16 protein-coding genes are annotated in these 19,033 nt (G+C 56.0%); 8 read left to right on the top strand and 8 right to left on the bottom strand.

What is annotated here, in order from left to right:
* Window positions 1-69 precede the first annotated feature (69 nt).
* Entirely contained in the window at window positions 70-834 is a 765-nt protein-coding gene (gene tpiA / locus BLM14_RS08460) for a triose-phosphate isomerase (RefSeq protein WP_099998967.1), read from the bottom strand.
* Window positions 835-987: 153 nt separating this feature from the next.
* Here tpiA and BLM14_RS08455 point away from each other — a divergent pair, with 153 nt between their 5' ends.
* Genes BLM14_RS08455 through BLM14_RS08435 form a run of 5 tightly spaced genes read left to right on the top strand, consistent with a single transcriptional unit; the run spans window position 988 to window position 6,451 of the window.
* Entirely contained in the window at window positions 988-2,877 is a 1,890-nt protein-coding gene (locus tag BLM14_RS08455) for a SurA N-terminal domain-containing protein (protein ID WP_099998966.1), read from the top strand.
* A gap of 23 nt (window positions 2,878-2,900) precedes the next feature.
* Window positions 2,901-3,920, top strand: coding sequence for an anthranilate phosphoribosyltransferase (gene trpD / locus BLM14_RS08450; protein WP_099998965.1), 1,020 nt, complete (start codon window positions 2,901-2,903; stop codon window positions 3,918-3,920).
* Window positions 3,921-3,922: 2 nt separating this feature from the next.
* The gene (gene trpC, locus BLM14_RS08445) at window positions 3,923-4,741 is read left to right on the top strand and encodes an indole-3-glycerol phosphate synthase TrpC (protein ID WP_099998964.1); all 819 of its coding nucleotides are present in this window, start codon (window positions 3,923-3,925) and stop codon (window positions 4,739-4,741) included.
* Entirely contained in the window at window positions 4,738-5,241 is a 504-nt protein-coding gene (moaC, locus tag BLM14_RS08440) for a cyclic pyranopterin monophosphate synthase MoaC (protein WP_099998963.1), read from the top strand. Before trpC ends, moaC begins: the two co-directional genes overlap by 4 nt.
* Before the next feature lies 1 nt (window position 5,242).
* Complete coding sequence (locus BLM14_RS08435; protein WP_099998962.1) at window positions 5,243-6,451, top strand: molybdopterin molybdotransferase MoeA; 1,209 nt, start codon at window positions 5,243-5,245, stop codon at window positions 6,449-6,451.
* 15 nt (window positions 6,452-6,466) lie between these two features.
* Here BLM14_RS08435 and BLM14_RS08430 read toward each other — a convergent pair whose 3' ends face one another.
* The 6 genes from BLM14_RS08430 to BLM14_RS08405 all read right to left on the bottom strand — a co-directional run bounded on the left by BLM14_RS08430 (window position 6,467) and on the right by BLM14_RS08405 (window position 12,664).
* Window positions 6,467-7,516, bottom strand: a complete 1,050-nt coding sequence (locus BLM14_RS08430; RefSeq protein ID WP_099998961.1) for a Gfo/Idh/MocA family protein — start codon at window positions 7,514-7,516, stop codon at window positions 6,467-6,469.
* Between the two features lie 112 nt (window positions 7,517-7,628).
* Entirely contained in the window at window positions 7,629-8,411 is a 783-nt protein-coding gene (locus BLM14_RS08425; RefSeq protein WP_099998960.1) for a ThuA domain-containing protein, read from the bottom strand.
* 82 nt (window positions 8,412-8,493) lie between these two features.
* Window positions 8,494-9,504 (bottom strand): ABC transporter ATP-binding protein, encoded by a 1,011-nt coding sequence (locus tag BLM14_RS08420; RefSeq protein ID WP_099998959.1) that lies wholly within the window; start codon window positions 9,502-9,504, stop codon window positions 8,494-8,496.
* A gap of 5 nt (window positions 9,505-9,509) precedes the next feature.
* Window positions 9,510-10,340 (bottom strand): carbohydrate ABC transporter permease, encoded by an 831-nt coding sequence (locus tag BLM14_RS08415; protein WP_099998958.1) that lies wholly within the window; start codon window positions 10,338-10,340, stop codon window positions 9,510-9,512.
* Window positions 10,340-11,287 (bottom strand): carbohydrate ABC transporter permease, encoded by a 948-nt coding sequence (locus tag BLM14_RS08410; protein WP_162293145.1) that lies wholly within the window; start codon window positions 11,285-11,287, stop codon window positions 10,340-10,342. The genes BLM14_RS08415 and BLM14_RS08410 overlap by 1 nt, the downstream gene beginning before the upstream one ends.
* A gap of 114 nt (window positions 11,288-11,401) precedes the next feature.
* Entirely contained in the window at window positions 11,402-12,664 is a 1,263-nt protein-coding gene (locus tag BLM14_RS08405; protein WP_100001123.1) for an ABC transporter substrate-binding protein, read from the bottom strand.
* 440 nt (window positions 12,665-13,104) lie between these two features.
* Between BLM14_RS08405 and BLM14_RS08400 the strand changes: the two genes are divergently transcribed.
* Both BLM14_RS08400 and lexA read left to right on the top strand, forming a co-directional pair.
* Window positions 13,105-14,136: a substrate-binding domain-containing protein gene (locus BLM14_RS08400; RefSeq protein WP_100001122.1), complete on the top strand. Its 1,032-nt coding sequence runs from the start codon at window positions 13,105-13,107 to the stop codon at window positions 14,134-14,136.
* A 179-nt stretch (window positions 14,137-14,315) separates the two neighbouring features.
* Window positions 14,316-15,035, top strand: a complete 720-nt coding sequence (gene lexA / locus BLM14_RS08395) for a transcriptional repressor LexA (protein WP_100001120.1) — start codon at window positions 14,316-14,318, stop codon at window positions 15,033-15,035.
* Between the two features lie 34 nt (window positions 15,036-15,069).
* Here the strand turns inward: lexA and BLM14_RS08390 are convergent, their stop codons facing one another.
* Entirely contained in the window at window positions 15,070-17,337 is a 2,268-nt protein-coding gene (locus BLM14_RS08390) for a ComEC/Rec2 family competence protein (protein WP_157929500.1), read from the bottom strand.
* Window positions 17,338-17,605: 268 nt separating this feature from the next.
* Between BLM14_RS08390 and gltX the strand changes: the two genes are divergently transcribed.
* Window positions 17,606-19,030 (top strand): glutamate--tRNA ligase, encoded by a 1,425-nt coding sequence (gltX, locus tag BLM14_RS08385; RefSeq protein ID WP_099998955.1) that lies wholly within the window; start codon window positions 17,606-17,608, stop codon window positions 19,028-19,030.
* Window positions 19,031-19,033 lie beyond the last annotated feature (3 nt).

Genomic DNA, 19,033 nt, shown 5'->3' with positions numbered 1-19,033 from the left:
CCGTATCGGTCAATAAACCAAGCCCGTCAGGCCACAGTTTTCTTGTGCTGTTTACGATCAGATCACCAGTCAGAGGGAATGGTATGCTTCACAGATGGCGAGGAAGTCGGCTGCTTTCAAGCTCGCCCCGCCGACCAGTGCACCATCCACATTCTCTACACCCAGGAGTTCGATGGCATTGGAAGGTTTGACTGAGCCGCCATAAAGTATCCGCATTTTCGCGCCGTCAGTACCAAAACGTTTGGCGAGCGTTGCGCGGATGAAGGCATGAACCTGTTGTACATCGTCAGCAGTCGGCGTCAGACCTGTCCCGATCGCCCACACGGGTTCGTATGCAATAATCGTATTGCCCGCATTGGCGTTGCCGGGAATTGAACCGGCAAGCTGCGTAGCGATGACATCGAGTGTCGAACCGGCCTTGCGCTGTGCCTCCGTCTCGCCAATGCAGATAATTGCGACGAGACCCGCGTCCCAGCCAGCCGCGGCTTTGGCATTGACCACCGCATCGGTCTCGCCATGATCTGTCCTGCGCTCGGAATGACCGACAATGACGTGGGACGCGCCAGCGTCTCTCAGCATATCCGCGGAGATGTCGCCGGTGTGCGCACCAGACTTCTTGAAATGGCAATCCTGGCCGCCGATGCTCAAGGCTTCGCCCTCGACGGACTGCGCTGCTCTGAAAACAAGCGTTGCGGGGACGCAGATCAAAGCGTCGATTTTCTCGCCAATGGCAGAATTTGGCCGGTTGACGATTATGCGCAATTCATCAAGCGACTCCCCCGTACCATTCATTTTCCAGTTACCAGCAACGAGCGGACGGACATCAGGGGTCATTGGGTCTTCCTTAAACGATGGTTTTGGCGAATTTCTGAAGTCTTTGATTGCCTGACTACCAAATTCACTTGATAAAGCAATCGACACAAGCCTTGCATCACGCTATTCCCCCTTAGATTCAATTAAGCCTCTTGACTGATACGGTGACTTTTCATGCTCGACTCTCTCCGCAACGTTGCACAGACCTGGGTGGTCAAGGTGCTCATGGGCCTTCTCGTGATCAGCTTTGCAGGATGGGGTGTCTCCAATACCATACTTGGCGCCATTGGCGGTAATGCCGCCATACGCGCCGGCCATTCCGAAGTTTCACCGGTAGACTATCGCCTGGCCTATGATCGTCAGCTCACCGCCCTTTCGCAGCGTTTCGGACAGCGGCTGACACGCGAGCAGGCGGATGCCATTGGAATTGGTCATCAGGTGCAGGCGCAATTGGTTGCGGGCGTCGTTCTTGACGAACAGGCACGCACCATGTCTCTCGGGCTCTCAAAAGACCGCCTCGCGCAACTCGCGGCAGAAGATCCAGCCTTTCAAGGAGCCGACGGTCGATTCAATCCTGCACAGTTTGATGCTGTCCTGCGTAACGCCGGCATGACCCCGCAGAGCTATCTCGACAATCGTGCGCAGGTAGCACGCCGCCAACAAATCGTTGAAGCAGTGGCCGATGGCATCAAAGTGCCAGATACGCTGCTCAAGGCTATCGCTACCTACAAGGGCGAGTCACGAACCGTCGATTACGTCTCAATGCCCAAAAGCTTCGTTGCCGATATTGCGGATCCCAGCGACGCTGACTTGAAGACGTATTTTGAAGCGAACAAGGAAGCATACAGCGCGCCACAATATCGCAAGGTCAGCTATGTCAAACTTGAACCAAAGGACATTGCAAACCCGGCGACCGTAACACCGGAAGAAATCAAGGCGGAATACGACAAGAACATTGTCCGCTATTCAACGCCGGAGACGCGCACCGTCGAACAGCTGACTTTTGCAAATGACGATGCGGCCAAGGCCGCGCACGACAAGATCGTGGCCGGAACGAGCTTTGAGGATATCGTCGCGTCCGAGGGTAAGACCATGGATGATGTTCGTCTGGGAACGTTTCCGAAGACCGCCCTGCCCGATCAGTCGATCAGCGATGCAATTTTTGCTCTTCAAGCCAATGGCGTCAGTGATGTGTTGAAAGGAACTTTTGGCCCGGTCATCGTTCGCGTTTCTGCAATTGCGCCGGAAGTTATCAAGCCGCTTGCCGAGGTCGAAAAGGATATTCGCGAAACCATAGCCCTGACACAAGCGACCTCGTCGATCGCTGACGTGCATGACGGCTACGAAAACGCCCGTGCCGATGGCGCGAGCATGGCGGAAGCCGCAGCAAAGCAAAATCTCAAGCTGGTAACGATTGATGCAATCGACCAGACGGGACGCGGCCCCGATGAAAAGGACATACCAAATCTGCCATTCGATGAAAATCAGCTAGCAGCGGTGTTCCAGGCCGACGTTGGTTTTGACAACGAACCGTTCAACCTCGGCACAAACGGCTATCTGTGGTATGACGTGGACAGTGTGACCCCGGCGCGTGAACGGACGCTCGATGAGGTAAAGCCGCGCGTCATAGAAAACTGGAAAACGGCCGAACTTGAAAAGCGTCTCAACGCGAAAGCCGAAGAGGTGCGTAAACGCGTTGCCGATGGAACGTCGCTTGATGACATCGCAGCCGAGTTCAAGTTCACCAAGGACACCAAGCGCGGTATTACCCGCGAGAGCAAGGACGTGGATCTCGGAGAAGGCGGCGTCGCCTCGGTATTCGATGGTCCGCAGGGTCTTGTCGGCGTGACGGAATCGGCATCCGATGGTTCGAAACTGATTTTCAAGGTTGCAGAGTCGATCGAACCGGCGAATGTCGGACCGGAATCCCTGACCACTGTGGAACGGGAAGCTTTCTCGTCCCGCCTCGCCGACGATCTGCTTGACCAATTGGTGGCGCAATTGCAGACCGTCTATCCCGTTACGATCAACCAGACCGTCATTAATCAGGCGCTTGCCCGTTAAAGACGATTGCTGCGAGACAGAGAATGGCTGAACTAAAGCGTTTCATCGGCATTGCAGCGGCGGGCAAGGCGCTTTCCCGCGAGGAAGCTGTCGAGGCATTCGACATTATGATGTCGGGACAGGCAACGCCGGCCCAAATCGGCGGGTTGTTGATGGCGCTGCGTGTACGCGGAGAAAACATCGATGAGATCGCTGGTGCGGTCTCCGCCATGCGGTCGAAGATGTTGAAGGTAACAGCTCCATCCAACGCCATCGATATTGTCGGCACAGGCGGTGATCAGTCGGGCTCTTACAACGTCTCGACCTGTGCAGCTTTCGTGGTGGCAGGTGCCGGAGTTCCGGTTGCGAAGCACGGCAATCGTGCGCTGTCATCGCGTTCCGGTGCCGCCGATACGCTTGCCGCACTTGGCATCAATATAGAAATCGGTCCGGCACTGATCACGGCATGCATCGAGCAAGCTGGTATCGGCTTCATGTTCGCGCCGATGCATCATCCGGCAATGAAACATGTCGGTCCGGCGCGCGTCGAGCTTGGGACGCGCACAATATTCAACTTGCTTGGCCCCCTCACCAATCCGGCAGGGGTCAAACGTCAGCTCGTCGGTGTCTTTGCTCCCGAATGGGTTGAGCCGGTTGCACATGTTTTGAAGAGTCTCGGGTCCGAATCTGTCTGGGTAGTTCATGGTGATGGCCTTGACGAAATCACGACTGCCGGCGTGACTAAGGTCGCGGCGCTCGAGAATGGAAAAATCCGCACATTCGAAATCGATCCGGAATCCTTTGGTTTGCGGCTTGTCGATCCCCAGGACCTGAAAGGTGGTACGGCCGACGAAAACGCCGTTTCGCTGCTATCTGTTCTCGATGGGGCGCATGGTGCCTATCGTGATATCACCTTGTTCAACGCTGGCGCTGGCCTTGTTATTGCTGGCGCCGCATCCGACCTCAAAATCGGCATTGAAATGGCTGCCCATTCGATAGACAGCGGCGCGGCGCGAAATGTGCTAAAGAAACTTGTCCACGTGTCCAACAGCGAGGCCCGTTGAGCATGGTTGATATTCTTCGCAAGATCGAGGCCTACAAGCGCGATGAGATCGCAGCCGCCAAGATGCGCGTCACACTTGATGAGGCGAAGGCGCAGGCAAAGAACCAGGATGCGCCCCGTGGCTTCCTGAGCGCTTTGCAGGAGAAGCGTGCGGCGGGACAATTTGCTCTCATCGCCGAGATCAAGAAGGCCAGCCCGTCGAAAGGCTTGATCCGTCCGGATTTCGACCCGCCCGCATTGGCCAAGGCCTATGAGCTGGGTGGAGCCGCTTGTCTTTCGGTTCTGACCGATGCCCCTTCATTCCAGGGTGCGCCAGAATTTCTGAAGTCGGCGCGCGCAGCGACTGGTCTTCCTGCCTTGCGCAAGGATTTCCTGTTCGACACCTATCAGGTCTATGAGGCGCGCAGTTGGGGTGCCGATTGCATCCTCATCATCATGGCGAGCGTCACCGACGATGTCGCCAAGGCGCTCGAAGATACGGCAATGTCGCTCGGCATGGACGTGCTTGTCGAGGTACATGATGAGGCGGAACTCGAACGGGCGTTGCAACTGTCATCACCATTGCTCGGTATCAATAATCGTAATTTGCGCACCTTTGAAGTTGATCTGGCGGTCTCGGAACGGCTTGCGCAAATGGTACCGTCCAACAAGTTTCTGGTGAGCGAGAGCGGCGTCTTCACTCATGCGGATTGCCTGCGGCTGGCAGAGTCGAACATAGGGACTTTTCTCGTCGGAGAAAGTCTCATGCGGCAGGATGATGTTGCGGCCGCAACGAGGTCGCTATTACACGGCACCGAATCAAAGCAGACCGACGCGGCATGACTGCAACTCGCTCTAAACTCACCCATCTCGATGAGACGGGCGCCGCCCACATGGTAGACGTCGGCAGCAAAGCCGAAACAGAACGGGTCGCCGTTGCAGGAGGTTCGGTGAAGATGCGGGCGGAAACGCTTGATCTTATTAGATCTGGCAATGCCGCCAAAGGCGATGTGATAGGAACGGCTCGGATTGCCGGCATCATGGCCGCGAAAAAGACCCATGAACTGATCCCGCTCTGCCATCCACTGCTTCTGAGCAAGATTTCCATCGATGTTGAGGCCGATGAAGCCTTGCCCGGCCTGCACGTTATCGCGACAGTGAAATTGACCGGCAAGACCGGTGTTGAAATGGAGGCGCTGACCGCGGTCTCCGTTGCGTGTCTGACAATTTACGACATGGCGAAAGCGGCCGATAAAGCGATGATCATTCAGGACATTCGCCTCCTGCAGAAGAGCGGCGGCAAGTCCGGCAATTGGTCCGCCAACGCGGCAAGCGAGAAATAGCATGACAGGTCTCCTTCCCGTCGACGAAGCGCGGGCACGCATTCTTGCTGGCGCCCTGAAACTTGACGCCGAAACTGTCCCACTTTCCGCCGCCGGGAGCCGAGTCCTTGCTGCAAACCTGCATGCCAAACGGCAGCAACCGCCCTTTGCCGCTTCAGCCATGGACGGGTATGCCGTACGGGCAGTTGACGTGGCAACCGTGCCGTGTTCATTGAAACTGATCGGTCAGTCCGCGGCAGGGCACGCCTTTTCAGGTGTTGTGAATAGCGGAGAAGCGGTGCGTATCTTTACCGGCGCACCGGTGCCGGAGGGTGCCGACAGCGTCGTGATCCAGGAAAACACCGTTCCAGGAGACCAACAGGTCGAAATCATCGAGACAGTCACCCTGAGCCGGAACATCCGCAAGGCAGGGCTGGATTTCAATCAAGGAGATTTGCTGCTGGAGGCTGGACGGGTTCTCGATCCGGCCGCCCTCTCCCTCGCTGCTTCTGCTGATCATCCGACCCTGCAAGTGGTAAGGCAGCCTCGCGTCGCTATCCTCGCAACCGGCGATGAACTTGTCAGTCCGGGCGAAAATTATCGGCCGGACCAGATCATTTCCTCCAACAGTTTCGGCCTCGCGGAAATAGTGCGTAAGGCAGGCGGTACGGCAATTGACCTTGGAATAGCCGAAGACCGTCTCGAGGCATTGAACGATGCTCTCGATCAAGCAATCGCAACTGATGCGGATATTCTCGTTACGCTTGGCGGCGCTTCGGTCGGCGATCACGACCTCGTCCAGCCAGCATTGGCCGCACGGGGTATGGAACTTGATTTCTGGAAGATTGCGCTTCGCCCCGGCAAGCCATTGATGTTCGGACGTCTGGATGGAATGAAAATCCTCGGCCTGCCCGGCAATCCTGTCTCAAGCCTGATCTGCGCTCATATTTTTCTGACGCCATTGATACGAGCCATGCTGGGCTTGCCGCACGCTCCTGATCTTCGCACCGCCGTGCTCGGCAGCGACATGGGTACCAACGACCAGCGCCAGGACTATGTCCGCGCTCGTATTACAACGAGTGCAGACGGAACGCTGACTGCAACACCCTTCGCTGTACAGGATTCGTCCATGCTGAAATTCATGGCCGAAGCCAACGGCCTGATCATTCGTAGACCGCATGCCTCTGCCAGCCAGGCTGGATCGGCATGCAGCGTCTTGATGTTACGCTAGACAAACTTTCTCTCGTTAACCTTGCAGGCGATGCTCCTTGCGGTCGCTTTCGGTGACATTGGCTAGATCGATTGCCTTTTGCAGTTTGGCCGCATGACGGAATGAAGGCTCCAGTGCCTTGCCCTGCCCGACGGCGTCGACAAATCGCTGGTAGTTCGTCGGAACCGGCTCGACCTCAATCTCTTTCCAGGTGGCCGTTTCGATGTCATCGCCAAGGCAGGCCAGCAGCTTTGAGCCATCATGACGGTGCACGACCTCGAATGAGCCCTTGTCGCCATACACGCGCAGGCGCAGTTCATTGACGTGGCCCGTGGCCCAGCGGCTGGAATGGACAACTCCAAGCGCGCCGTTGGTAAAGCTCACAGTCATGGTGAAACTGTCATTGGCATCGAGCTCATATTCACCGATGCGGTTGCCTTCAGCCTTGTCGAAAGCCTTGAGCCGACAAAAAACCTCGTCAATTTCCGTATCCGTACCGTAGACGACGAAATCGAGAATGTGCACGCCGACATCGCCCAGCGTGCCGTTGGACCCGTGTTTCTTTGACAGGCGCCACAACCACTGGCTTTCGGTGCGCCAGTCACCCCATTGCTTCGAGACAAGCCAGCTCTGCAGGTAGGAGGCTTCGACATGCCTGATCTTGCCGATCTGGCCGCTTGTCACCAGTTTGCGGGCCGCCTGCAATTGCGCAACATTGCGATAGGTGAGGTTCACCATACCGACGAGATTGGCGGCCTCCGCCTTTTCCGCCATTTCCATGGCATCGTGGTAGTTCGTGGCCAACGGTTTTTCGCAAAAAACATGCTTACCGGCTGCGAGACATTTCAGCGTGGTCGCGTGGTGCGCACTGTCCGGGGTTACATTGGCGACCGCATCGAAATCCCCCCAGGCGAGCGCTTCCTCAAGCGAGGTGAATGCCCGCTCGATGCTGTATTTCTCGCGAAACGCCTCGACCCGGTTCTGGTCTACATCGACTGCTCCAGCAAGTGTCACGCCGTCGATTTCGATGAAATTTCTCGCGTGCGCATTGGCCATATGGCCGGTACCCAAGATCAAGAGACGCATTGGTCCAGTCCTTAAATTGAATGCTGCCGTGCAACCCGTCGTGGGTGCAGGCATCGATATGTCAGGTCTGACGGGCGGCGGGGTAAAACCACCGCCCGATCACAGCAACTACCTAGCGGAAACCTTCCTCGCCAGCCTCGTGCAGACTGCCACCACGTGCAGTAATGGGCTCGATCGCCTTCTCCACAGGCACGTTTGGCGCCGTGGTAATCTCGGGATACCGATTGGAATTGTATGCCCAGTTGACCGCATTGCGCAGCACGAGGCCGACTGTCTCGTCGTGATAGGTTGGATAGGTCTCGTGACCGGGGCGGAAATAGAATACGTTGCCCGCTCCCTTGCGGTACGTCAGACCGGAACGGAACACTTCCCCGCCCTGGAACCACGATACAAAGATGGTCTCAAGCGGCTCCGGGACCGAGAACGGCTCGCCGTACATTTCCTCGTTTTCCAGCTCGAAATAAGCAGGCAGGCCCTTGGCAATGGGATGGCCGGGATTGACCACCCACAACCGCTCGCGTTCACCGGCTTCGCGCCAGTGCAGGGCACAGGGCGAGCCCATCAGACGCTTGAAGATTTTCGAGAAATGACCGGAATGCAGGACGATCAGGCCCATGCCTTCCCAGACGCGCTTTGCAACACGTTCGACGGTTTCATCGGCGACATCGCCATGGGCGCGGTGACCCCACCAGATCAGGACGTCGGTCTCTTCGAGGGCTTTTTCAGTCAGACCATGTTCCGGTTCCTGTAACGTTGTGGTCTTGATGGAAAGATTGTCGTCGGCCGCCAGCAGCTTTGCAATCTGATTATGCATGCCTTCAGGATAGATTTCGGCGACGGTTCTGTTCACCTGTTCATGAACATTTTCGCCCCATATGAGTGTTCGGATAGTCATTTTGTATTCCTATTCATACCATTTGCCGTTGGGAGGACTTCAAGAGCAACGAATAACCGGCACAATCGTTGCCCTGATTCTTCTAATGTGCCGCTGCCGGCCTGCCGGTCTGGTCGAAGCGATGGACATTGTTGCTGATCGGCGAGATGAAGAGCCGTTCGCCTGGCTGCTGGCGCGCCGTGCCGTCCTGCCTGACGACAAGTGGGTCCTTCGCGCCGATATCGATATAGAGATAGGTCTCGGAACCGAGGTTTTCCGCGAGGATCAACTGGCCGTCCCAGGCGCCGTCCTTTTCCTTGATTTCGAGATGTTCCGGCCGCACGCCCAGCGTATGTGCCCTGTACGTGTCGGCGTGTTTCTCAGTCAGGAAATTCATCTTTGGCGAGCCGATAAAGCCGGCGACGAAGAGCGATTGCGGCTTTTCATAAAGCTCCAGCGGGGTACCGACCTGCTCAACGATACCATCGCGCAACACACAGATGCGATCTGCCAGCGTCATCGCCTCGACCTGGTCATGCGTCACATAGATCATCGTCGTTTCATGCATTTTCGCGTGGAGCTTGGCGATCTCCAGCCGCGTCTGTACGCGCAACGCAGCATCGAGATTGGACAGCGGCTCGTCGAAAAGAAACACTTTCGGATCGCGGACAATAGCCCGGCCAATGGCCACACGCTGCCGCTGGCCACCGGAAAGCTGTTTTGGCAAGCGATCCAGATAGGCCGTTATCTGCAGCATTTCCGCCGCCTCATGCACCCGCCGTTTGATCTCACCGGCATCGCCCTTGGCGAGTTTCAGACCGAAAGCCATGTTGTCGAAAACCGTCATATGCGGATAGAGCGCGTAGGACTGAAACACCATGGCGATCCCGCGCTGCGACGGCGTCAGGCTATTGACCACCTTGTCGTCGAAGGCGAGCGTGCCAGCCGTGATGTCCTCAAGCCCAGCAATCAGGCGTAAAAGTGTAGATTTTCCGCAGCCGGAAGGGCCGACGAAAACCATGAACTCGCTTGGACTGATTTCAAGGTCGACGCCCTTGATCACATCGAACGTACCGAAGGATTTGCGGACATTGTTGAGATGAATTGCTGTCATTTGAGTTACCCCTTGACGCCGCCGGCGGTGAGGCCAGAGATGATCTTGCGTTGGAAAATCAGGACGAGAACAACGAGCGGTACCGTGACGATGACGGACGCAGCCATGATGGTTCCCCATGGGATTTCATGCGAGCTTGCTCCCGACAGGAGCGCGATGGTGACCGGCACCGTTCGCGTTTCGGTCGAAGACGTAAAGGTAAGTGCAAACAGGAACTCGTTCCATGCCGCGATGAAAGCGAGCAATCCGGTCGTCACCATCGCCGGCCACATCAGCGGCAAGAACACCTTGGTGATAATAACCCACGGCGTTGCGCCATCCACGATCGCCGCCTCCTCGATCTCGATTGGCAGATCCCGCATGAAGGTGGTCAGCACCCACACGGTGAAAGGCAGCGTGAAAATCGTGTAGGAAAAGACGAGGCTCCACAGTGTGTTGTAGAGGCCGAGGAAGCGGACCACCTCGAACAGCCCTGCCAGCACTGCGATCTGGGGAAACATGGAAACAGACAGAATTGTCAGCAGCAGCAAGGAACGGCCGCGGAACCGTACGCGTGCCAGAGCAAAGGATGCGGTGATCGCAATCAACAATGCCAGCAAGACCACCAGGCTCGACACAATAACGGAGTTGAGCAGATTGCGGGTAAAACTGCCGGCATTGATGACCGAAACGTAATTCTCCAGGGAGAACGACGTGGGCCAATATTCAACGGCGAAGAGCGCACTGCCGGATTTGAAACTGGTGATGATTGCGTAGTAGAACGGAAATACCGCCAGAACGACAATCAGGACAACGAGCGCGTAAAAGGCAGTGCTCTTGGTGAGGTTCCAGATCATCAGCGGTCTCCTCCATCCAGGCGCACGCGGCCGAGCCAGATCGCCAGAACAGTCATCAAGGCAATAACAAGGAACAGCAACGTTGATTGAGCTGAGCCGTAGGCGAATTTGTCGAACTCGATCAGATTCTCACGCGCCAGTACCGACATGGTCTTCGTCTGCGAGCTGTTGGGTGTCAGCACATAGATCAGGTCGAAGATACGCATGGCATCGAGCAGGCGGAAGATGATCGCAACCATCAACGCCGGCTTGATCAGCGGCAGGGTTATGCGGAAGAATTGCCTGACCGGATGAACGCCATCAATATGCGCCGCCTCGTAAATGTCTTTTGGAACCATCTGCAGGCCGGCAAGGATCAGGAGCGCCATGAAAGGCGTCGTCTTCCACACATCGACAATCAGCACTGCCGTCATGGCCGTATCGGCACTGGCCGTCCATGCTATGGGCTGACTGATAAGACCCAACCGCATGAAGAGATCATTCAATATGCCGAACTGGTCGTTCAGCATCCACCCCCACAACCTGGCGGAAACAATGGTCGGGATGGCCCAGGGAATCAGGATCGCCGCGCGAACGATGCCCCTGCCCTTGAACTCGGCATTGAGCACGAGGGCAACGATCATGCCGAACAAGGCCTCCAGCGCGACCGAGATGATGCTGAAACGGACGGTGTTCCACACCGCATTCCACCAGGTCGGGTCAACCAGCAGGCCCGAATAGATTGTGCGGCCGCTTTTCAGTTGAATCCAGGACAGGTAGTTCTTCAGTCCTACCCATTTCGCCGCGCTCATATTGGTCAGCGAGGCGTCGGTAAAGGAAAAATAGATCGTCCGAAGCAATGGCCAGCCAGCGACAATGGCGAGCGCTACGATCATCGGTACGAGAAACAGCCGCGCTGACCGGGCGCGCTGCCGCAAAAGCTCTGAACGTGCGGTATAAGACGACATGGTCGTGTTCCTGTCCGGAGTCATGTTTCAGGATTGGTCGGCCAGGCAAGCGGTGCGAATGGTGTCCGGGAGGTTCTGAACACTATCCGCACCGTGCCCTTCGCTGGCAGGGGCCTACCAGCTACCTCCCTGAAGTTCCGTCAGCTTGGCTTCCAGAAGTTCAAGATTCTCGGCGGCGGTACCATTGCCCGACAACGTGTCGTGGACCGCACTCCAGAACATGTTGGACACTTCATTATATTTAACCTTGGTTGGCGCGGACGGGCGCGGAACGGAACTTTCAAAAACCGGCTTCCAGTTGGGGATCAACGGTTGCGCAGCCGCAATATCCTTGTCGTCATAGAGCGCCTTGATTGTCGGCATGCTCGCAAGTTCGATCGCCCTCTCTTTTTGCTGCTCGGGCGAGCCAAGGAACAAGGCGAGCTTGATGGCTTCCTCCGGCGCTTTGGAATATTTGGAAACAGCCAGATTCCAGCCACCAAGCGTTGCGGCGGAGTTTTGGCCTTCTTTCCCGACTGGCAATGGCGCAACATCAAACTTGCCCTTTATCGCGCTGTCACTGCTGCCGCCAAGGGCATAGGCATAGGGCCAGTTGCGCATGAAGACAGAGTTGCCGGTCTGCCAGATACCGCGGGCTTCCTCTTCCGTGTAAGCGAGCACACCTTTTGGCGAGATCGTATCTACCCACCCTTTGGCACGGTCAATGGCGGCAGCCGCATCCGGATTGTTGATCGAGATCGTGCCGTCGGCCTCGACGATCTGACCGCCGCCCGAAGACTTCACCCACTCCAGCGCGTTGCACGTCAGACCCTCATAGGCATTGGCCTGAAACACGTAGCCATACATGCTCTTGTTACCGGCTGTGCGCTCTGCATCCTGGATTTCCTTGGCGGTCGCCGCCATTTCATCCCAGGTTTTCGGAACGGGCTTCTTGTACTTCTCGAGCAGATCCTTCCGGTAGTAGAGCGCTGGCGCATCCGTGAACATCGGCAGCGCGACGAGCTTGCCATCCACAGTCTGACTCTCAATAATTGAAGGAATGTGCTGATCGATCACATCTTTCGCCGCCGCCTTCAGATCAAGGAACTGATCGGCCAGTTGCGGCGCCCAGATCACATCGGTGCGATAGACATCAATGTCGGTATTGCCCGCTGCGAGCCAAAGGCGGTACTGGCCGAAATTGTCAGAGCTGTTGGCAGGCATGGCAACGATAGAGACCTTGTTGCCGGTTTCCTTTTCGAACCGATCGAGCTGCTTGCGCAGGAATTCCCGCCCGTTGCCGGTATCGCCGGATACAATGGACAGATTGGCGGCGAATGCCCCTGAAGCCAGTAAAGTGGTGGTCAAAAGGGCTGCAATAAATGATTTGGCTTTCATGATTTCCTCCCAAAAATCCCGTGGAATCAGGCCCATCGCAACACGGCGACTACGACCCTGTGGTTTAGAAACTCCTCCTGAAGCGCTTTGGATATCTCATTGGATTCAGAAATTCAAAGCGCTTTGAATAAAAAATGGCAAAGGCATTTCGAACTGTCAAGCAACAATTTCAACCAACAAGGAATGGAGCCGATCTCACGATTAAGCATCGCGGGATAAAATAACGTTGTTTCAATGCGTTATAAGATGATCTTTACGGGGTATTACGCGCATCATGGCACCTGTGGAATGAGGTGGCATTCGCTGACCGCCGCACTTTTGATACTAAAGTTCAAAGCGCTTTGAATTTATGCTATGGTTATGTTTATTATTTGGAGTCATATCTGGCAAAGGCTTTCGTTCCGGAGCCTGCATATGAACGCATTGGTGGATCGCTTGCTATGAAACTCAAGGAACTGGCCGAACAGCTGGGCTTGTCACAGACGACCGTCAGTCGCGCCCTGAACGGCTATCCCGAGGTCAACAAGGCCACTCGTGAGCGTGTTAGCAAGGCAGCGCTGCAATTCGGCTACAGCGCGAATGCTAATGCCCGCCGCCTCGCCATTGGGCGGGTTGGCGCAATCGGCATTCTCATGCCGAACGATCGAAGCGAGCGCTTTGGCCCGCACACGAGCGAATTCTTTTCTGGCTTGGCCGAACGCCTTTCCCAGGACGAAATGGACCTCCTGATGAGTCCGGTCATCAATAATGATGAAATCTCGGCATACAGGCGGCTTATTTCCAGCAAACGGGTGGATGCCATCATCATAACAGGCCCCACCCTCATGGATGAACGGGTTGCCATGCTGATCGAGGAGAAATTCCCTTTCGTCCTGCATGGACGAACAAATATCGAGGCGCCGCATGCTTGGCTCGATATCGACAATGCAGGTGCATTCCGCCAGGCCGCTTCCCACCTGCTTGATCTCGGCCACAAGCATATCGCCATGATAGATGGCCTCAAGGGACATACTTTTTCCGAACACCGCGAACTCGGCTATCGTGAGGCACTTCTGGAACGGGGCATTCCAGTTGATCCGCGTTTCATCGTCCACGAGCGGTTTTCCGACGAGATCGGCTTTCGGGAGGCGCAACGGCTCTTGTCGCTTCCACAGCATCCCACCGCGATCATTGCCGGCTCCATGATGACTGCACTCGGCGTTTTCCGCGCCATCCGGTCGAAGGGTTATGAACTCGGCAAAGAAGTCTCGATCATCGCCCATGACGACGTGTTTCCCTATCTCAATGCCAGCAATATGGTGCCGTCCATGACGACGACGCGCTCGTCGATCCGCTCCGCCGGCACGCGTATCGCCGAAATGCTGGTGCGCGTGCTGGACGGCGAGCCCGTGGAAAACATCCATGAGGTCTGGCCGGTCGAACTGATCCTGCGGCAATCGAGTGGACCACCGGTGATTCCAGGTAAACGCTAAAGCTATTTCCCAGTTTTAATTCGCATTCTTGGCGAATTTGGCCCCAAATGCTGGTATTTGGGTAAAATCACACACTGTTCGCGCAACGTACACCACATATTAAGCCTTGTGGAACACAACTGGAACAGATAGTGTTTGTTCTGGTTTTGTTTTTCCGATTCCCTGCTAAAGGATCGCCGATGCTAACGCGTAAACAACATGAACTTTTGCTCTTCATTCACGAGCGCTTGAAGGAGACGGGCATCCCGCCATCATTCGACGAGATGAAGGATGCATTGGACCTGGCGTCGAAGTCCGGCATACACCGGTTGATCACTGCGCTGGAAGAACGCGGCTTTATTCGTCGGCTAGCAAATCGGGCAAGAGCGCTGGAAGTCCTGCGCCTGCCGGACTCCATTGCGCCCGGTCTCAACGCCCAAAGGAAATTCTCGCCAAGCGTCATCGAGGGCAGTCTTGGACGAAACATCGCTCCTCCCCGGCCTCAGTCGCGCTCGGCGGATGACTCAAGCGCTTCCACCATTGTCAGCATCCCAGTTATGGGCCGCATCGCTGCTGGTGTGCCGATTTCGGCAATCCAGAACCAGACCCATATGATCGGCCTGCCGCCAGACATGATCGGTAGCGGCGAACATTATGCTCTTGAGGTCAAGGGTGACTCGATGATCGACGCCGGGATTTTCGATGGCGATACCGTTGTGATCAAGCGCAGCGATACGGCCAACCCGGGTGAGATCGTTGTAGCTCTGGTTGACGACGAAGAAGCTACACTGAAGCGTTTCCGCCGCAAAGGTGCCTCGATTGCACTTGAAGCAGCGAACCCCGCCTATGAAACCCGCATTTTTGGACCGGACCGCGTTCGAGTTCAAGGTAAACTTGTGGGGTTGATAAGGCGTTATTAAAGGCGGCGTCCACTTGCTCTTTCGAGCGTAATTGTTATTTCACGATGGTCTTCGCGCGGTCGCTGGATTTGTATTCATCAAGGTCGCGGGCAGCGCGTGAATGTGTCCGATATGAATTCCATGGCCGATCCGGTGGTCCAACGGCGTAAGCAATGCCGGCGGAGCGGAGCCGCTGAAGGTGAAGAACCTTTGCTTCGGCAACATTCGGCAGCGACGGATCGTCTGTATCCTTCGGCGCTTCCAGAATGATCTCGGCAGTTCCTCGCAGTGCGAGATCGCGCTTGGTAATCACCAGAACATTATCGTCGCTGCAAACCGCCTCTGTGCCTGCAAAAGCCAGAATGACGATATCCCCCTCGGTGCAGGCCGATGACCTTTGGGCAGGGTCATCGGTATAGGCGACTATCAGCCCGCCCTGCTCACGTGCGGTGCAAAGTCTGTCTGCACATTCGAATTGCGTTTCTTCAAGACGTGCACCGGTTTTTACCGGCTTGACCACATCATCTGTCCCATAGCCCTGTTGCCAGTTGTTTAAAGTGAACGCGCTTCCAGATGGCCGATTGATCGCTAATCTATTGTCTGCAGTTCGCAACGCAACCAGCCTTCCATCCTCTGAAATAATGATGCCAGGTTCTTGCGCGGCAATCATGAGTATTGCCGCGGCCAACAACGTGGGCGGGCCGCACAAGCGCAATCGTGTCGATGGCAACAACAACGTCACTAGCCCGAGACTCATAAAGATCAGACAGGCCTGCGGCATCAAACCGAGATTGCCGCTTGGCGAACGTGAGGCAACCATCTTGGCGATGGCAATCACAGCTTCAATACCGCGGCCCATGACAGCAAATGGTAGCCAGTCCAGATCGAATGGCATGGCGAGCAAACCAAGCACGGCAAACGGCATGACGAACACCGAGATGAGCGGAAGCGCAAGTGCGTTGCCGACAAGTCCGAAGGGTGCAGTATTGTTGAAATGATACGCGGCGAAGATCGAGCTTGCTGACCCTGCAACGAGCGACGTCATGGCGATCGCGCCGATATGGTTTACCGCTTTCGACGGTAGTGTCAGCAGCAGATGATGATGGGTATTTTTTCTGGGTTGGTGTTTACCCTGCCGTTTTGACCACCAGCTGTAGAATGCGATAAGGGCGGCAGTTGCCGAATAAGACATCTGAAAACTCGGTCCGAGAATTTCGTGCGGCGAGATCGCAAGGGTTATGAGTGCAGCAATGGCCAGATTGCGCATCGAAATCGCCGCCCGATCGACGGTCATGGCCAGAAGCATGACAGCCAGCATGACGAAGCTCCGCTGTGCGGCAACATCGGCACCCGAGAGCAGCAAATAGAAAGCGGATCCAATCAATGCGATGACCGCCGAGAGTTTCTTGACCGGGTAACGTGCCGTGAATCCTGGAAAGAAAGCCAGGATAGCGCGAAGCGAACCCATTATCGTCGCTGCCACCAGAGCCATGTGAAAGCCGGAGATCGACAGGATGTGCGACAGGCCGCTCAACCGCATGGCATTGTTGGTATCATCGCTAATGCCATCCCGCTGGCCTGTGATCAGCGAGGCTGCGATGTCGCCCGGCTCTCCTTTGATATTTCGCAGTATGCGTTGGGTCAGCTGCTGCCTGATATCGGCAATCGTCATAAATATTGTCGTGGTGGAACCAGCGGCAGAAGCTACAGGCACGATATCGGCCTTTCCAAGCAAAAATCCGTTGGCGCCGATGCCCCGATAATAATTGTAGAAGGCAAAATCGTAATTGCCTGAACGCACAGGGCCTGACTGGGGACGCAGATGGACCAGGCCTGAGAGGCCATCTCCATTCTTAAGGGCGCGCGGCAAGGCTTTGGCGGAGATCACAATGCGATCCGGCCCATAACGCAGCGCTGGTCGCTCGGTCGAAATGACGTCCATGGTAACGCGCCATCCACCCTTGGCATCTTTTGTCATCGAAACAATGCGACCCGTCACGCGCGTTGTCACTTCCGATCCAAGCATGCGGGTACCGGCACGAATAGTTTCAAGTTTGCCCGAGAACATGCCGGCAACAATCGCGACAGCAAGGACAAGCACAAGCCTGATCATTGGGCGAGCGTGAGCCAGCGCATGGCAACCGACGAGAAAGGTCAGGCCAGACAATATAGCGCTGAGCTGGGGTTCGGCGGGGAAGTTGAAATAGAGAATTGCGCCGGTGCCGGCAAGGACCGGCAGGAACAAAAACAGTGTGCCGCGTTCAATTTCGCTGTTGAATGCCGTCGGAACCGCAAGAAGTATGGATTGAATGCGAGATCGCACAAACCGTTTTCGTTCGCGTAATCTCGCGGGGAACCGATGTTCGTTGTGGGTGACAAGTTCGCTATTGCCAGTTTGAGTCGCGATCTCGTTGCTGGCATTTCCCGGGAGAAAGAAGAGGCGCTCCCTCGTCTTCGTTTTGGCAACAGGACTTTCCATTTGCCTCCCAGTTCGCCAATGCCCTTGCACAGCAGCGTTGCTATGCTACATGAACGCCAGATCAATTCGATTGGACGTTCGGCTAATAGGCCGCGCATCCCCTGGAGTACCCATGTCATCCTCAGTCGTTACCCGTTTCGCCCCCTCTCCAACCGGCTTCCTGCATATTGGCGGAGCTCGGACCGCCCTGTTCAACTGGCTGTATGCAAAGCATACGGGAGGCAAGATGCTGCTTCGTATCGAGGACACGGATCGCGAACGTTCGTCGGAAGCTGCTGTCACAGCTATTCTTGATGGGTTGAAATGGCTCGGGCTGGATTGGGACGGCGATGCCGTGTCACAGTATGAGCGCGCCCCGCGTCACCGCGAAGTCGCAGAAGAGCTCGTCGCTAAGGGCAAGGCGTATTATTGCTATGCTTCTCAGGCGGAACTCGAAGAAATGCGCGAGAAAGCCCGTGCCGAGGGGCGTCCGCCGCGTTATGATGGCCGCTGGCGCGATCGCGACCCCAAGGAGGCTCCGGCAGGCGTCAAGCCAGTTATCCGTATCAAGGCGCCGCAGGAGGGTGAAACCCTCGTGCGTGATCAGGTTCAGGGTGATGTGCGGTTCCCCAACAAGGATCTCGACGATTTCATCATCCTGCGTTCCGATGGCAACCCGACCTATATGCATGCAGTCGTCGTCGATGATCATGATATGGGCGTCACCCATATCATCCGCGGTGATGACCATCTGACCAATGCGGCACGCCAGACGGTGATCTATAATGCCATGGATTGGGACGTTCCTGTCATGGGGCATATACCACTCATTCACGGCGCTGATGGTGCCAAGCTCTCCAAGCGCCACGGCGCGCTTGGTGTCGAGGCCTACCGTGCCATGGGCTACCTGCCGGCAGCGCTACGCAATTATCTCGTCCGCCTTGGCTGGAGCCATGGCGACGACGAGATCATGTCAGACGAACAGATGATCCAGTGGTTCGAAATTTCCGATATCAACCGTGGTGCTTCCCGCTTCGATTTCCAGAAGCTCGAGGCGATCAATGGCCACTATATGCGCTTCTCGGATGATGCTGATCTGATGAAAGCCATGATCGACATCCTGCCGGAGATCGAAGGCGGCGCCGACATTCTTGCACGATTGAACGACACGACGAAAAAGCAATTGCTTGCAGCAATGCCAGGCCTGAAAGAGCGGGCAAAAACGCTCGTCGAACTTGCGGACAGCGCGAAATACCTCTTTGCGCAACGCCCTCTGACACTTGATGACAAGGCGGCAGGTCTGCTGAACGAGGAGGGGCTGAGCGTCCTTTCTGGCGTGCTTACTGAATTGGCTTCTGTCAATGACTGGACCGCAGAAGCACTCGATGCTGCGGTGCGTGTACATGCGGAAAAGACTGGCTTGAAGCTGGGGAAAATTGCACAACCTTTGCGTGCGGCATTGACCGGAAAATCAACGTCTCCGGGAGTTTTTGATGTCTTGGCGGTCCTTGGACGAGAAGAGTCTTTAGGGCGCATCGAGGACCAGATAAAAGGATAGCAG

The sequence above is a fragment of the Phyllobacterium zundukense genome (assembly GCF_002764115.1).
GTDB classification, from domain to species: Bacteria; Pseudomonadota; Alphaproteobacteria; order Rhizobiales; family Rhizobiaceae; genus Phyllobacterium; species Phyllobacterium zundukense.
The sequence above is the reverse complement of the archived record's forward strand: the minus strand, read 5'-3'. Positions and strand labels throughout refer to the sequence as shown.

Coding starts and splice junctions, on each gene's coding strand:
- tpiA (WP_099998967.1), bottom strand. CDS start 834: ATGACCCCTGATGTCCGTCCGCTCGTTGCTGGTAACTGGAAAATGAAT.
- BLM14_RS08455 (WP_099998966.1), top strand. CDS start 988: ATGCTCGACTCTCTCCGCAACGTTGCACAGACCTGGGTGGTCAAGGTG.
- trpD (WP_099998965.1), top strand. CDS start 2,901: ATGGCTGAACTAAAGCGTTTCATCGGCATTGCAGCGGCGGGCAAGGCG.
- trpC (WP_099998964.1), top strand. CDS start 3,923: ATGGTTGATATTCTTCGCAAGATCGAGGCCTACAAGCGCGATGAGATC.
- moaC (WP_099998963.1), top strand. CDS start 4,738: ATGACTGCAACTCGCTCTAAACTCACCCATCTCGATGAGACGGGCGCC.
- BLM14_RS08435 (WP_099998962.1), top strand. CDS start 5,243: ATGACAGGTCTCCTTCCCGTCGACGAAGCGCGGGCACGCATTCTTGCT.
- BLM14_RS08430 (WP_099998961.1), bottom strand. CDS start 7,516: ATGCGTCTCTTGATCTTGGGTACCGGCCATATGGCCAATGCGCACGCG.
- BLM14_RS08425 (WP_099998960.1), bottom strand. CDS start 8,411: ATGACTATCCGAACACTCATATGGGGCGAAAATGTTCATGAACAGGTG.
- BLM14_RS08420 (WP_099998959.1), bottom strand. CDS start 9,504: ATGACAGCAATTCATCTCAACAATGTCCGCAAATCCTTCGGTACGTTC.
- BLM14_RS08415 (WP_099998958.1), bottom strand. CDS start 10,340: ATGATCTGGAACCTCACCAAGAGCACTGCCTTTTACGCGCTCGTTGTC.
- BLM14_RS08410 (WP_162293145.1), bottom strand. CDS start 11,287: ATGTCGTCTTATACCGCACGTTCAGAGCTTTTGCGGCAGCGCGCCCGG.
- BLM14_RS08405 (WP_100001123.1), bottom strand. CDS start 12,664: ATGAAAGCCAAATCATTTATTGCAGCCCTTTTGACCACCACTTTACTG.
- BLM14_RS08400 (WP_100001122.1), top strand. CDS start 13,105: ATGAAACTCAAGGAACTGGCCGAACAGCTGGGCTTGTCACAGACGACC.
- lexA (WP_100001120.1), top strand. CDS start 14,316: ATGCTAACGCGTAAACAACATGAACTTTTGCTCTTCATTCACGAGCGC.
- gltX (WP_099998955.1), top strand. CDS start 17,606: ATGTCATCCTCAGTCGTTACCCGTTTCGCCCCCTCTCCAACCGGCTTC.